Origin of the sequence: Pseudomonas sp. YH-1, from assembly GCF_051990045.1 — a bacterium.
GTDB classification, from domain to species: domain Bacteria; phylum Pseudomonadota; class Gammaproteobacteria; order Pseudomonadales; family Pseudomonadaceae; genus Pseudomonas; species Pseudomonas nicosulfuronedens.
The window spans coordinates 1,972,856-1,986,187 of the sequence record NZ_CP178184.1 but is presented as its reverse complement, the minus strand read 5'-3'; the positions used below and the strand labels follow the sequence as shown (position 1 = coordinate 1,986,187).

Here is a 13,332-nt window from a genome sequence, read left to right as displayed (position 1 = left end):
TCCGCCACCATTGGCCCGCTGACTGATTCGCCAGAGGCATTGCGCGCCCTACGAGTTGACAGCGCCCCGCCACCTCGCCACTTTGCACCGTACCTTCCGCCATGTTCCGACAGCCGACCCGCTTCCCGATGCACGACCTGATCCCCCAGGGCGCCCGCGACCTGGACAGCCTGCTGCAGACCCTCGCGCAGATTTCCCCGCTGCTCGATGCCATGCCCGGCGTGGTGTTCTTCATCAAGGACACCGCGGCGCGCTACGTATTGGTCAACCAGACCCTGGCGCGGCGCTGCGGCGTGAAGGATGCCTGCGAGTTGCTCGGACGCACGGCCGAGGAGGTCTTCCCCTCGCGCTTCGGGCCGATCTACACCGAGCAGGACCGCCGCGTGCTGGAGACCGGCGGGCAGCTCAGCGACCAATTGGAGCTGCACCTCTACCCAGGCCGCCAGCCGGGCTGGTGCCTGACCCACAAGCTGGCATTGCGTGATGCGGAAGGTAACGTCATCGGCATGGCGGGCATTTCCAGCGACCTGCAGGCGGCACAGTCCACGCATCCGGCGTACCAGCGCCTGGCGACGGTGGATGCCTACATCCGCGAGCACTTCGACAAGCCGATCAATCTCGCCGAACTGACCGAGCTGGCCGGATTGTCCGTCGCCCAGCTGGAACGCCACTGCAAGCGCATCTTCCAGCTCACCCCACGGCAGATGATCCACAAGGCGCGCCTGGGCGCGGCCACCCGCCTGCTCGGTGAAGACCTGCCGATCACCGAGATCGCCCTGCGCTGCGGCTACACCGACCACAGCGCCTTCAGCCGGCAGTTCCGCGCGCTCACCGGGCTGTCACCGACGCAGTACCGCGAGTCGCAATCCGCGCCCAACTGACAAGCCCCTGCACGCGAACGCTGGCATGAGCCGGGCACATCCGCCTCTCCTGCCAGATCCCCTCTCCCTAACCCTCTCCCTGAAGGGAGAGGGGACTAGATCGGAGCAGGTTGATGCCTCGGTGTCAGTCGGCACGGGCAGCTCCCTCTCCCTTCGGAGCGGGACGCGCAGCCAGGGCGGGGGAGAGGGAAATCCCAGGCACAGGCTTTCAGGGGAAATCAGCCACACACGGCGTTTTCCGCCATTAGCCGAGGCACGAATACGTAACCGACGGATAAAGCGTGCCGCTTTTTGCGCCCTACGGGTCTCCACCATCCCCGCCAAGTGCTCCCATTCGGGGCAGCGAAACGCGTTCCTGCTTCATTTGGTAACAGCGTTCGGAACATGGCTACAGGCAATTCGGAACGCCCTGTAGTCCCCATCCCCACAACAGCGGGGCTCGCGACCGATTGGTCATGCCCGGGCCATTTCTGGCACATGCCTTGCTCATGAAAATATCGTATACGAAATCCATAATACAAAAATCGCTGCACAACACTGACTCAGAGAGGCCCCCATGAAATTCTCCCGAATTGCGCTAGCCCTCACCGCTGTGTTCCTCGTCGGCCAGGCCCAGGCCGACAAGCTCGACGACATCATCGAATCCGGCAAGCTGCGCTGCGCCGTGACCCTGGACTTCCCGCCCATGGGCTCGCGCGATGCGCAGAACAACCCGGTCGGTTTCGACGTGGATTACTGCAACGACCTGGCGAAAGTGCTCGGTGTTACCGCCGAAGTCGTCGAGACGCCCTTCCCGGATCGTATTCCCGCGCTGGTCTCCGGCCGCGCCGACGTAATCGTCGCCTCCACCTCCGACACCCTGGAGCGCGCCAAGACGGTCGCCATGACCATCCCCTACTTCGCCTTCCAGATGGTGGTGCTGACCCGCGAGGACACTGGCATCACCAAGTACGAGGACATCAAGGACCGTCCGGTGGGCAACACCAGCGGTACCTATGAAGCCATCGCGCTGGAGAAGGACGTGAAGAAATGGGGCGGCAAGGGCAGCTTCCGCGCCTACCAGAGCCAGAACGACACCATCCTCGCCGTCGCCCAGGGCCACATCGACGCCACCGTGGTCACCAACACCGTCGCCGCTTCCACCCTCAAGTCCGGCAAGTACAAGGGCCTGAAGGTCGTGGGTAACGCGCCCTACGTGATCGACTACGTCTCGCTGGCCGCCGCGCGCAACGAGTACGGCCTGATCCATTACCTCAACCTCTTCGTCAACCAGCAGGTCCGCACCGGCCGTTACGCCGAGCTGTACGAGAAGTGGGTCGGCGGCGCCCCGGTCGATCTCACCGTTCCCCACGTGTACTACTGACAGCGGGTGCGACATGTCTTCGATGCAGGCTTCAAGGGTGCAGGACTCACGCCTTACCGGGCGGGTCCTGATGGGGGGTAGCGCCGAAGGGGCGCTGCTCCATGCCGACACCGGGCTGAGCTTCTGGGGTGGCGTCGAGCCCTTCAGCGGCGAGGTCATCGACCGCCACCATCCGCTCTCCGGCAGCTTCCTGCCCGGACGGGTGCTGGCGATTCCCAGCGGACGCGGCTCCTGCACCGGCAGCAGCGTGATGCTGGAGATACTGCTCAACGGCCACGCGCCGGCAGCGCTGCTGCTGGCCGAGCCGGATGAAATCCTCACCCTCGGCGTGCTGGTGGCGCAGGCGCTGTTCGGCCGCTCCATCCCGGTGCTGTGCGTAGGACGCGAGGGTTTCGAGCAGTTGTCTGCGGGCGGCTGGGCCCGCATCGAAGGCGATACCGTGACACTCACGGCCCAGCGCCCTGCCGACGGCTGGCAGGGCGTGATGGCCAGCGACGCCGGCCCACTGCCGGAAGGCCTGGCGCTGAATGCGGGCGACCATGAGCTGCTCGACGGCAAGCACGGCAAGGCTGCCCAGGCCGCCATGCAGATCGTCCTGCGCATGGCTGCGCTGCAAGGTGCGCAGGATTTGCTCGATGTCGCCCAGGCGCACATCGACGGCTGCATCTATACCGGCCCCGCAAGCCTGCGCTTCGCCCGCCAGCTGGCGGACTGGGGCGGCAAGGTGAAGGTGCCGACCACCCTCAACTCCATCTCCGTAGACCACCGCCGCTGGCGTGAGTTGGGCGTCGACAAGGCTTTCGGCGAACCCGCCGCCGCCCTGGGCGATGCCTACATGGAGATGGGTGCGCAGATGAGCTACACCTGCGCGCCCTACCTGCTGGACAGCAAGCCGAGCCTCGGCGAACAGGTGGTCTGGGCCGAGTCCAACGCCGTGGTGTACGCCAACAGCGTACTCGGCGCGCGCACCCTGAAATACCCGGACTATCTGGACATCTGCATCGCCCTCACCGGCCGCGCACCGAACGTCGGCAGCCACCGCGACGAAGGCCGGCTGGCGACGCTGCGGATCGATGTCGAGCTGCCGGCCGGGCACGACGAGTCGATCTTCCCGCTGCTCGGCTACCACATCGGCGAGCTGTGCGGCTCGCGCATCCCGGTGGTCGACGGCCTGCAGCCGCTGGCGCCGGACAGCGATGCGCTGAAAGCCTTCGGCGCGGCCTTCGCCACCACCTCCGCCGCGCCGATGTTCCACATTGCCGGGGTCACGCCGGAAGCGCCGGACACCAGCACCGCCCTGGGCGGCAAGGCACCGCAGCAACACCTGCGCGTCACCCCGGCGGACCTCATCGCCTCCTGGCGCGAGCTGGACCACGCCAGCGAACCCGGCGTGCAACTGGTGTCGCTGGGCAACCCGCATTTCTCCGCCAGCGAATGCGCCGACCTGGCGAAACTGCTGGCCGGGCGCCGCAAGCATCCGGACGTCGCGCTGGTCATCGCCCTCGGCCGCGCCGTGCAGGAAAAGGCCCGCGCCGCCGGCGACGTGAAGGTGCTGGAAGACTTCGGCGCGCAACTGCTCAACGACACCTGCTGGTGCATGATCGGCGAGCCGGTGATCCCGCCGCAGTGCACCACGCTGATGACCAACTCGGCGAAGTACGCCCACTACGGTCCGGGCCTGGCCGGGCGCCAGGTGCATTTCGGCAGCCTCGCCGCCTGCGTCGAAGCAGCCTGCAGCGGACGGGGTGACGGTGGCGTACCGCGCTGGCTGAGCGAGGGGGTACGCTGATGTTCAACTACAGCTTCCACTGGCGCTCGGCGTTCAAGGCCCTGCCGGACATGCTCGGCGGCGCCTGGGTGACCCTGGAGACGGCCGCGCTGTCGATGATCCTCGGCGTACTCATCGCGCTGCTGTTGACCGTCATGCGGCAGATGAAGAACCCGCTGCTCAAGGGCTTCGCCGACACCTGGGTGTCGATTGCGCGCAACACCCCGTCGCTGTTCCAGATCTACATCCTGTACTTCGGCCTGGGTTCCTTCGGCCTGCACGTCAGCTCCTGGGTGGCGCTGCTGGCGGGGATCACCTTCAACAACGCCGGCTACCTCGCGGAGAACTTCCGCGGCGGCCTCAAGGCCGTGCCGGACACCCAGATGCGCGCCGCGCGGTCACTGGGCATGAGCGCCTTTCAGGCGTACCGGATGATCATCGTTCCGCAGCTGCTGCGCATCGTCTATTACCCCCTGACGAACCAGATGGTCTGGGCGGTGCTGATGACCTCGCTGGGCGTGGTGGTGGGCCTGAACAACGACCTCACCGGCGTGACCCAGGACTTCAACGTGCGCACCTTCCGCACCTTCGAGTACTTCGCCCTGGCGGCGGTGCTCTATTACCTCATCGCCAAGGTCATCGTGGTGGTCGCCCGCCTGCTGAGCTGGCGACTGTTCCGCTACTAGGAGAAGCACGCATGTTTTCCACGAGCTTCACCGCAGGCGACCTGATGTTCCTGCTGCAAGGGGCCTGGGTCACCGTCAAGCTGACCGTCGGCGCCATGCTCATCGGCACCCTCGCCGGCATCGTGCTGGGCTGGCTGCGCGCCACCCTGCCGCGCGCCACGATGCCGGTCGGCTGGTTCCTCGACATCTTCAGAAGCGTGCCGCTGCTGATCCAGTTCGTGCTGTTCAACTCGCTGAAAAGCATCGTCGGCCTGAACTGGAGCGCCTTCACCGTCGGCTGCCTGGTACTGGGCGTCTACGCGGCAGCGTTCTGCACCGAGATCATCCGCAGCGGCATCCTCGCCGTCGGCCCGAACATCCGCCGCGCCAGCCGCTCGCTGGGCCTGACCTACTGGCAGGACCTGCGCTACATCGTGCTGCCGCTGGCGGCGCGGGTGGCCTTCCCCGGCTGGCTGAACCTGGTGCTGGGGGTGATGAAGGACACCGCGCTGGTCATGTGGATCGGCATCGTCGAACTGCTCCGCGCCTCGCAGACCATCGTCACGCGCATCCAGGAACCCCTGCTGGTGCTGTGCATCGCCGGGGTCATCTATTACCTCATGAGTTGGGTCGTGGCGCGCCTCGGTGCCCGACTGGAACAAAGGTGGCAGGAAAATGATTGAAATCGACAACGTGCACAAAGCCTACGGCGATCTGGAAGTGGTCAAGGGCGTGAGCCTGACCGTGAAGAAGGGCGAAGTGGTCTCGATCATCGGCGGCTCGGGCTCGGGCAAGTCCACCCTGCTGATGTGCATCAACGGCCTGGAACCGATCCAGCGCGGCAAGATCCGCGTCGACGGCATCGAGGTCCACGCCAAGACCACCGACCTGAACAAGCTGCGGCAGAAGATCGGCATCGTCTTCCAGCAGTGGAACGCCTTCCCGCACCTCACCGTGCTGGAGAACGTCATGCTCGCCCCGCGCAAGGTGCTTGGCCTGACCAAGGAAGAAGCCGAGGCCATGGCGGTGAAGCAGCTCAAGCACGTGGGCCTGGGCGACAAGCTCAAGGTGTTCCCGCAGAAGCTCTCCGGCGGACAGCAGCAGCGCATGGCGATTGCCCGCGCGCTGGCCATGTCGCCCGACTACATGCTGTTCGACGAAGCCACCTCGGCGCTCGACCCGCAGCTGGTGGGCGAAGTGCTCGACACCATGCGCCTGCTCGCCGAAGAGGGCATGACCATGGTCCTGGTGACCCACGAGATCCGCTTCGCCCGTGACGTGTCCGACCGCGTGGCGTTCTTCCGCGACGGGCTGGTGCACGAGATCGGCACGCCGGACCAGGTGATCGTCAACCCGCAGCGGGCGGAGACGGCAGAATTTTTGAGATCGGTGAACTAGAGACAAGAGCCCCTCTCCCTGACCCTCTCCCTGAAGGGCGAGGGGACTGGATCGAAGCAGGTTGATGCCTCTGTGTCAGCCGGCACAGATGGCTCCCTCTCCCTTCAGGGAGAGGGCTGGGGAGAGGGAAATGGGCTGCTACAGAACCAGGAGACAGACATGCGTTCGAGCAAGATCATCCACGTGGTCAGTTGCCACGCCGAAGGCGAGGTCGGCGATGTCATCGTCGGCGGCGTCGCCCCGCCGCCCGGCGACACCGTGTGGGCACAGTCGCGCTTCATCGCCAGCGACAACGTGCTGCGCAACTTCGTCCTCAACGAGCCGCGCGGCGGTGTGTTCCGCCATGTGAACCTGCTGGTACCGCCGAAGGACCCGCGCGCGCAGATGGCCTGGATCATCATGGAACCGGCCGACGTGCCGCCGATGTCCGGCTCCAACTCGCTGTGCGTCAGCACTGTGCTGCTCGACAGCGGCATCCTGCCGATGCAGGAACCGCAGACGCGCCTGACCCTGGAAGCGCCAGGCGGCCTGATCGAAGCCGTGGCCGACTGCAAGGACGGCAAGGTGCAGCGTGTGGAAGTGCGCAACCTGCCCTCCTTCGCCGACCAGCTCGACGCCTGGATCGAAGTGGAAGGCCTCGGTTCACTGCAGGTGGATACCGCTTACGGCGGCGACAGTTTCGTGCTCGCCGACGCCCATGCCTTGGGTTTCACCCTGCATGCCTCGGAAGCCGCCGACCTGGTCGCCACCGGCCTGAAGATCACCCAGGCGGCGAACCAGCAACTGGGCTTCAAGCACCCGGAAAACCACGACTGGGCGCACATCTCCTTCTGCCAGCTGACCGCTCCGGTGGAACGCATCGACGGCGTGCTGCACGGCCGCAACGCCGTGGTCATCCGCCCCGGCAAGATCGATCGTTCGCCCTGCGGCACCGGCTGCTCGGCGCGCATGGCAGTGCTGCATGCAAAGGGCCAGCTGAAGGACGGCGAGCGCTTCGTCGGCCATTCGATCATCGATTCCAAGTTCCACTGTCGCATCGACGGCCTCACCAGCGTCGGCGGCAAACCGGCGATCCACCCGTGCATTTCCGGCCGCGCCTGGATCACCGGCACCCACCAGCACCTGCTCGACCCATCCGACCCCTGGCCCGAAGGCTATCGGCTGTCGGACACCTGGCCGAACGGTTACTGACGCTTCCCAAATTCACCCCTGATTCGCCGCGTAGCGGCACCCTACGACGAATTTTCAGGGAAGCCTCCCGGAACTTTCGTATACGAAATACGACAATTGGAGAGAAACATGAGCAAGAAGGTCAATTGGAGCGGCGTGTTCCCCGCGGTCACCACCCAGTTCAACGACGATTTCTCGGTCAACCTGGAAGCCACCCACCAGGTGATCTCCAACCTGGTGCGCGACGGCGTGTCGGGCCTGGTGGTCTGCGGTAGCGTGGGCGAGAACACCTCGCTGTCCATCGAGGAGAAGATGGCCGTCACCGAGGTTGCCAAGGACGCCTCCGGTGGCCGCGTGCCGGTGATCTGCGGCATCGCCGAGTTCACCAGCCATGGCGCCTCGCAAGTGGCCAAGGCGGTGCAGAAGGTCGGCGTCGACGGCATCATGGTGATGCCCGCGCTGGTCTACTCCTCCAAGCCGCACGAGACCGCCGCGCACTTCCGCAGCGTGGCCACCAGCACCGACCTGCCGGTGATGGTCTACAACAACCCGCCGATCTACAAGAACGACGTCACCCCGGACATCCTCATCTCCCTGGCCGACTGCGAGAACATCGTCTGCTTCAAGGACAGCTCCGGCGACACCCGCCGCTTCATCGACGTACGCAATGAAGTGGGCAACCGCTTCATCCTCTTCGCCGGCCTCGACGACGTCGTGCTGGAAAGCATCGCAGTGGGTGCCGAGGGCTGGATTTCCGGCATGTCCAACGTCTTCCCGCAGGAAGGCGAAACCATCTTCCGCCTGTGCAAGGCCGGCCGTTATGAAGAGGCCATGCCGATCTACGAATGGCTGATGCCGATCCTCCACCTCGACGCCCGTCCGGACCTGGTGCAGTGCATCAAGCTGTGTGAGGAGATCGCCGGCCGCGGCACCGCCCTCACCCGCCCGCCGCGCCTGGCGCTGCAAGGAGCCGACCGCAAGCACGTGGAGACCATCATGGCCAAGGCGCTGGCGAACCGGCCGAAGCTGCCGGATGTCGGGCTGTAATCGCGACTTCCGGAAAGAGGGGCAGTCGGCGCGAACCGAAACTCCAAGGTTCACCCGCGCGTTCGATGCCCTCTCCCTAACCCTAGCTGCGCGCCCCGCTCCGAAGGGAGAGGGGACTGGTTCGGCGTGAGGGGGCAGAACGCAGTCCTCCTGACACCTTTCCTTCAGGAGTACTCGACAGCTCGAGCCACTCGGACACGCCCTCTCCCTTCAGGGAGAGGGCTGGGGAGAGGGGCTCTTCGCCGTACCGAAATCCAGCACCAGAGAGCCCGCCCATGACCGCCCAGAACTTCATCGCCGGCCAGCGCGTCGGCGCCGGCAATGTCCGCCTGCAGAGCCTCGACGCCAGCACCGGCGAAGCCCTGCCCCGTGACTTCCTCCAGGCCACCGAAGCCGAAGTCGACGCCGCCGCCCGCGCCGCCGAAGCGGCCTTCCCGACCTACAACGCCTTGTCGCCGGAACGCCGCGCACAGTTCCTCGACGCCATCGCCACGGAGCTCGAAGCCCTCGGCGACGACTTCATCGCCACCGTCTGCCGCGAGACCGCGCTGCCCGCCGCACGTATCCAGGGCGAACGGGGCCGCACCGCGAACCAGATGCGCCTGTTCGCCAGGGTGTTGCGCCGCGGCGACTTCCTCGGCGCGCGCATCGACCGCGCCCTGCCGGATCGCCAGCCGCTGCCACGCCCGGACCTGCGCCAATATCGCACCGGCGTCGGCCCGGTGGCCGTGTTCGGCGCCAGCAACTTCCCGCTGGCCTTCTCCACCGCCGGTGGCGACACCGCCGCCGCCCTCGCTGCCGGTTGCCCGGTGGTGGTGAAAGCCCACAGCGGCCACATGGCCACGGCGGAATGGGTCGGCGAGGCCATCATCCGCGCCGCCGAATCCACCGGCATGCCGGCCGGCGTGTTCAACATGATCTATGGCGCCGGCGTCGGCGAACCGCTGGTGAAGCACCCGGCGATCCAGGCGGTCGGCTTCACCGGCTCGCTCAAGGGCGGCCGCGCGCTCTGCGATCTGGCCGCCGCGCGCCCGCAGCCGATCCCGGTGTTTGCCGAAATGAGCAGCATCAACCCGGTGCTGGTCCTGCCCGCCGCCCTGGAAGCACGCGGCGAAAAGATCGCCCGCGAACTGGTGGATTCGGTGGTCATGGGCTGCGGCCAGTTCTGTACCAATCCCGGCCTGGTGATCGGCATCGCCTCGCCCGCGTTCAGCCTGTTCGTCGCCAACCTGATCGCCGAGATCGGCCAGCGCCCGGCGCAGACCATGCTCAACGCCGGCACGCTGAACAGTTATGAAAAGGGCGTCTCCCGCCTGCTGACCCATCCCGGCCTGCGCCACCTCGCCGGGCATCCGCAGGAAGGCCGGCAGGCATTCCCGCAACTGTTCCAGGCCAAGGCCGAGCTGCTGCTGGAGGGCGAAGAGCTGTTGCAGGAGGAAGTCTTCGGCCCCACCACCCTCGTCGTCGAAGTGGCCGATGAAGCCGAACTGCGCCGCGCGCTGGACGGCCTGCACGGCCAGCTCACCGCCACGCTGATCGCCGAACCGGACGATCTCTCACGCTTCGCCGCCTTGGTGCCAGTACTGGAACGCAAGGCCGGACGCCTGCTGATCAACGGCTACCCCACCGGCGTGGAAGTCTGCGACGCCATGGTTCACGGCGGCCCCTATCCGGCGACCTCCGACGCGCGCGGCACGTCCGTCGGCGGCCTGGCCATCGACCGTTTCCTGCGCCCGGTGTGCTACCAGAACTACCCGGATGCGCTGCTGCCCGAGGCGCTGAAGGACGCCAACCCACTGGGTATCGCGCGGCTGGTGGATGGCGAGACGACACGCAACGCGGTGACTCGCTGAAGGTTCGTCGGCGCGGGAGTGAACTGTCGGCCAGTCCCGCGCCGATGCTCAGCCCCGGCCTTGCGCCGGGGCTTTTTTATTCGCGAAACGCCGCGAGGCATGGCTTTTCGCAGGTCGCATAACGCGCCAGCGCTATCCGCTACGAAGCCAGCGGCGGATAACCTGTTCCAGGTTATTAGCTCTACGTCCTGCCTACTCCAGCAGCTTGCGCAGATCGGCATACAGCGAATCGCTGATCTCCACGCCCTCTTTCAAGCTGCGTTCGCGCGCCGCGAAACGCCGCTGAGACGGCAGGCGCGCGCCCATGTCGACGATGGATTCGAACAGGGTTTCCGCCCGCGCCAGGTGCTGCGCAGCATCCGCACCGAGGAAGCGCGCCGGGTCGATGGCGATCAGCAGTTCACCATGATACGGCGAAGACTTCGTCCCGGCGTCGAAGACCGTGGACTCGGCACTGGTCAGGTCGCCAATCAGCGGGCCGGCGATCAACTCGACCATGGTCGCCAGTGCCGAGCCCTTGTGCCCACCGAAGGTCAGCATGGCGCCGTCGAGCACGGCGCTCGCATCCGTACTGGGCTGACCTTCTGCATCGATACCCCAGCCTAGCGGGATGGACTTGCCCTCGCGCTCGTGCAGCTGGATTTCCCCGCGCGCCACGACGGTGGTGGCGAAGTCGAAGACGTAGGGATTCTGCCCGGCACGCGGCCAGCCGAAAGCGATGGGGTTGGTACCGAACAAAGGCCGCGTCCCGCCTGCCGGTGCCACGTAGGCCTGGGCCGGAGTCACCGCCAGCGCCACCAGACCCTGGGCGACGATCCGTTCAATCTCCACCCACAGCGCCGAAAAGTGCACGCAATGGTTGACCGCCATTGCAGCAATGCCCTGGCTCCGCGCCTTCTCCACCAGTTTCGGCAGCCCGAGGTCAAAGGCGCACTGCGAGAAGCCACCCTTGGCGTCTACCCGCACCAGCGCCGGGGCAGGCTCCGACAGGTGCGGCACGGCATCCAGCGAAACCTTTCCGGCACGCGCCGTATGGATGCAACCCAACAGCCGCCACACGCCATGGGAAGTGCAGCCGTCGCGCTCACCGGCCAGCACCGTCTCGGTCACCCCCAGTACATGGGGTTCGCTGAAACCGTGGCGACGCAGGATCGCTTCGGACAATTCGCGCAGTTCAGCCAGGCTCAATCGGACCACGATTCAATTCCTTTGTGGCGAAGGGCAGCGCAGGCCACCCGGACATCCCTCACAGTGACCGCTCAACCGGGTCGACGCTTGAATGGATTCCCTTCCGGATACGACGAATTCAGCACAGCCATTGGGCCGAACCCCACGGAGTAACAGCCTATCCGAAGCACAGTCACGTAATCGCCATTAACTCCGCAGGACTTCGGAAAACATCCGATTGAGCTCTTCGCCTCCTATTGATCAATGACGAAATACAAACACTAACCACCTCTCAGTTCCCCCCATCTCTCTGTCCGCTGTCGGTCGCAGCACTCCCCCCCTGCGGACTCCTCCTACCATCCCGGCGCGCGAAAGACTACGGCTATCCCCGGTCGTTCGCCGACTCACTTTCCCTGTATGGAACACCTCCATGAGCACTACCTCGAGTTCTCTTTATCAAAGAGCCTTCTCTTCCAGCCCTCTGTACGGCAACGACGCCTACTCCGCATCCGCCTACACCACCTGGCAGCCGCCGGTGGCTCAAGCCGAGCCGACCGTCATCCTCGGCGCACACGATGGCACCCAAGGGGATTTGAGCAACGGCCAGACAACCAGTGTTACCACTCCGCTGCTCTTCGGCACGGGCACCCCCGGCGAGACCCTTCACCTGTGGGCCACCGCCGTGGACAGCACCGGCCTCATGCTCACCGGTTATCCCCTGGGCGAGGCAGTGGTGCAGGCAGACGGCACCTGGCAGTTCAGTGTTCCGCAGGTCCCGCAGAGCGCCCTGTATGACTTCCAGGCCAGCTCCAGTCAGGGCCAGTCGAGCAACTTCCGTCTGAATATTAGCGATGTGCCAGCCACCGAGCCGGTACACCATGAAACTGTTCTCATCGGCGCGACCGACCACGTGGGCCCGGTCACCGGCGAACTGCACAATGGCGCCAGCACCGACGATACCCGTCCGACCTTCCACGGTACCGGCAACCCAGGCGAACTGATCAATATAAGTGCCGTCGCCATCGGCGCAGACGGAAAAGCCGGTTCGAACGTAGTCATCCTCCTGGGCAACGCACTGGTCCAGCCGGACGGCACCTGGCAATTCACCCCCGTTCACGCGCTGGGCGAAGGCACCTATGACTTCTACGCCGGCCAGGGCACCACAGGGACTGCCTTGCGCCTGGACATCGACAAGTCCTCCGGCAACTGGCAGCCGGTAGAGCCGCAGCCGGAACCCCAGCCAGAGCCGCATCCTCTGCCGGTAACGGCCACCATCACCGGCGCCATCGACCATGTCAGCCCCGTGACCGGTGAGCTGGCCAATGGCGCCACCACCGACGACACCCGCCCGACCTTCCATGGCACCGGTACCCCCGGCGACCTGCTCAACGTCAGCGCTATTGCCGTCGACGCCAATGGCCACCCAACCTCGAACGTCACCATGATCCTGGGTACCGCACTGGTGCAGCAGGACGGCACCTGGCAGTTCACCCCCGTTCACGCGCTGGGCGAGGGGACCTACAACTTCCATATCGGGCATGGTCCCGCTGACGGAGAGGCATTCCATCTGGTTATCGATAAGGGGCCGTTACCGACCAGCGATGGCACCGAGCAACTGATTGGCCCGCAGGGCTGGGAGCTCGACATGGCAACGTTCAACCTCCCGATCAACGAAAGCCCGGCAACTGGCAAGACCGCCCTGCCGTTGTGGACCAGCATGTTGGAAACGAGTGAATCGGTATTGCCGTTCGCCAACGCGTCAACCCATACCGGCGCACAGGAACAGCACTATGCCCCCGCAGACTTCCGCCCGGCATACTTCGACGAGCTTGCCCAGCACGTCGTGATCTGACCCCAGCGTCAAGCAGCGGGTCTCCACCGGGAGGCCCGCTGCGACAACTTGCCTCCCTTGCTCAGCTATTTCGCCTGGCCGCCGCCGAACTTTCGCCGCCCCCGTAAGATGCCGCGTACCCGCCATCATCGATGGACCAATTCCCGACCATCCGGTCGTCCAAAGGAT

The 13,332-nt window shown here is 65.6% G+C and carries 11 protein-coding genes; 10 read left to right on the top strand and 1 reads right to left on the bottom strand.

Going from position 1 to position 13,332, the window contains the following annotated elements; genetic code table 11:
* Window positions 1-101: 101 nt before the first annotated feature.
* The 9 genes from ACKI1H_RS09410 (at window position 102) to ACKI1H_RS09370 (ending at window position 10,145) form a co-directional block, all read left to right on the top strand.
* Window positions 102-881: an AraC family transcriptional regulator gene (locus ACKI1H_RS09410; protein WP_236172523.1), complete on the top strand. Its 780-nt coding sequence runs from the start codon at window positions 102-104 to the stop codon at window positions 879-881.
* A 556-nt stretch (window positions 882-1,437) separates the two neighbouring features.
* The gene (locus ACKI1H_RS09405) at window positions 1,438-2,244 is read left to right on the top strand and encodes an ABC transporter substrate-binding protein (RefSeq protein ID WP_192211166.1); all 807 of its coding nucleotides are present in this window, start codon (window positions 1,438-1,440) and stop codon (window positions 2,242-2,244) included.
* Window positions 2,245-2,314: 70 nt separating this feature from the next.
* Window positions 2,315-4,033: a cis-3-hydroxy-L-proline dehydratase gene (gene lhpI, locus ACKI1H_RS09400; protein WP_440468233.1), complete on the top strand. Its 1,719-nt coding sequence runs from the start codon at window positions 2,315-2,317 to the stop codon at window positions 4,031-4,033.
* Entirely contained in the window at window positions 4,033-4,698 is a 666-nt protein-coding gene (locus tag ACKI1H_RS09395; RefSeq protein WP_024764661.1) for an amino acid ABC transporter permease, read from the top strand. The genes lhpI and ACKI1H_RS09395 overlap by 1 nt, the downstream gene beginning before the upstream one ends.
* Window positions 4,699-4,709: 11 nt before the next feature.
* Window positions 4,710-5,360 (top strand): amino acid ABC transporter permease, encoded by a 651-nt coding sequence (locus ACKI1H_RS09390; protein WP_138520197.1) that lies wholly within the window; start codon window positions 4,710-4,712, stop codon window positions 5,358-5,360.
* Window positions 5,353-6,075, top strand: coding sequence for an amino acid ABC transporter ATP-binding protein (locus ACKI1H_RS09385; protein ID WP_440468232.1), 723 nt, complete (start codon window positions 5,353-5,355; stop codon window positions 6,073-6,075). Before ACKI1H_RS09390 ends, ACKI1H_RS09385 begins: the two co-directional genes overlap by 8 nt.
* 159 nt (window positions 6,076-6,234) lie before the next feature.
* Window positions 6,235-7,266 carry a trans-3-hydroxy-L-proline dehydratase gene (locus ACKI1H_RS09380; RefSeq protein ID WP_138520195.1) on the top strand — a complete coding sequence of 344 codons (1,032 nt, stop codon included), beginning with the start codon at window positions 6,235-6,237 and terminating at the stop codon, window positions 7,264-7,266.
* 108 nt (window positions 7,267-7,374) lie between these two features.
* Window positions 7,375-8,292, top strand: coding sequence for a dihydrodipicolinate synthase family protein (locus ACKI1H_RS09375; protein WP_138520194.1), 918 nt, complete (start codon window positions 7,375-7,377; stop codon window positions 8,290-8,292).
* Window positions 8,293-8,567: 275 nt separating this feature from the next.
* On the top strand, window positions 8,568-10,145 hold the full coding sequence (locus tag ACKI1H_RS09370; protein WP_440468231.1) for an aldehyde dehydrogenase (NADP(+)): 1,578 nt from the start codon (window positions 8,568-8,570) through the stop codon (window positions 10,143-10,145).
* Window positions 10,146-10,337: 192 nt separating this feature from the next.
* Here ACKI1H_RS09370 and ACKI1H_RS09365 read toward each other — a convergent pair whose 3' ends face one another.
* The gene (locus ACKI1H_RS09365) at window positions 10,338-11,342 is read right to left on the bottom strand and encodes an Ldh family oxidoreductase (RefSeq protein WP_440468230.1); all 1,005 of its coding nucleotides are present in this window, start codon (window positions 11,340-11,342) and stop codon (window positions 10,338-10,340) included.
* A gap of 400 nt (window positions 11,343-11,742) precedes the next feature.
* Here ACKI1H_RS09365 and ACKI1H_RS09360 point away from each other — a divergent pair, with 400 nt between their 5' ends.
* Entirely contained in the window at window positions 11,743-13,164 is a 1,422-nt protein-coding gene (locus ACKI1H_RS09360) for an Ig-like domain-containing protein (protein WP_440468229.1), read from the top strand.
* Window positions 13,165-13,332 lie beyond the last annotated feature (168 nt).

Excerpts from the sequence above, each read along its gene's own strand:
- ACKI1H_RS09380 (WP_138520195.1), top strand. The coding sequence starts at position 6,235 with ATGCGTTCGAGCAAGATCATCCACGTGGTCAGTTGCCACGCCGAAGGC.
- ACKI1H_RS09370 (WP_440468231.1), top strand. The coding sequence starts at position 8,568 with ATGACCGCCCAGAACTTCATCGCCGGCCAGCGCGTCGGCGCCGGCAAT.
- ACKI1H_RS09410 (WP_236172523.1), top strand. The coding sequence starts at position 102 with ATGTTCCGACAGCCGACCCGCTTCCCGATGCACGACCTGATCCCCCAG.
- ACKI1H_RS09375 (WP_138520194.1), top strand. The coding sequence starts at position 7,375 with ATGAGCAAGAAGGTCAATTGGAGCGGCGTGTTCCCCGCGGTCACCACC.
- ACKI1H_RS09385 (WP_440468232.1), top strand. The coding sequence starts at position 5,353 with ATGATTGAAATCGACAACGTGCACAAAGCCTACGGCGATCTGGAAGTG.
- ACKI1H_RS09360 (WP_440468229.1), top strand. The coding sequence starts at position 11,743 with ATGAGCACTACCTCGAGTTCTCTTTATCAAAGAGCCTTCTCTTCCAGC.
- ACKI1H_RS09390 (WP_138520197.1), top strand. The coding sequence starts at position 4,710 with ATGTTTTCCACGAGCTTCACCGCAGGCGACCTGATGTTCCTGCTGCAA.
- ACKI1H_RS09395 (WP_024764661.1), top strand. The coding sequence starts at position 4,033 with ATGTTCAACTACAGCTTCCACTGGCGCTCGGCGTTCAAGGCCCTGCCG.
- lhpI (WP_440468233.1), top strand. The coding sequence starts at position 2,315 with ATGGGGGGTAGCGCCGAAGGGGCGCTGCTCCATGCCGACACCGGGCTG.
- ACKI1H_RS09405 (WP_192211166.1), top strand. The coding sequence starts at position 1,438 with ATGAAATTCTCCCGAATTGCGCTAGCCCTCACCGCTGTGTTCCTCGTC.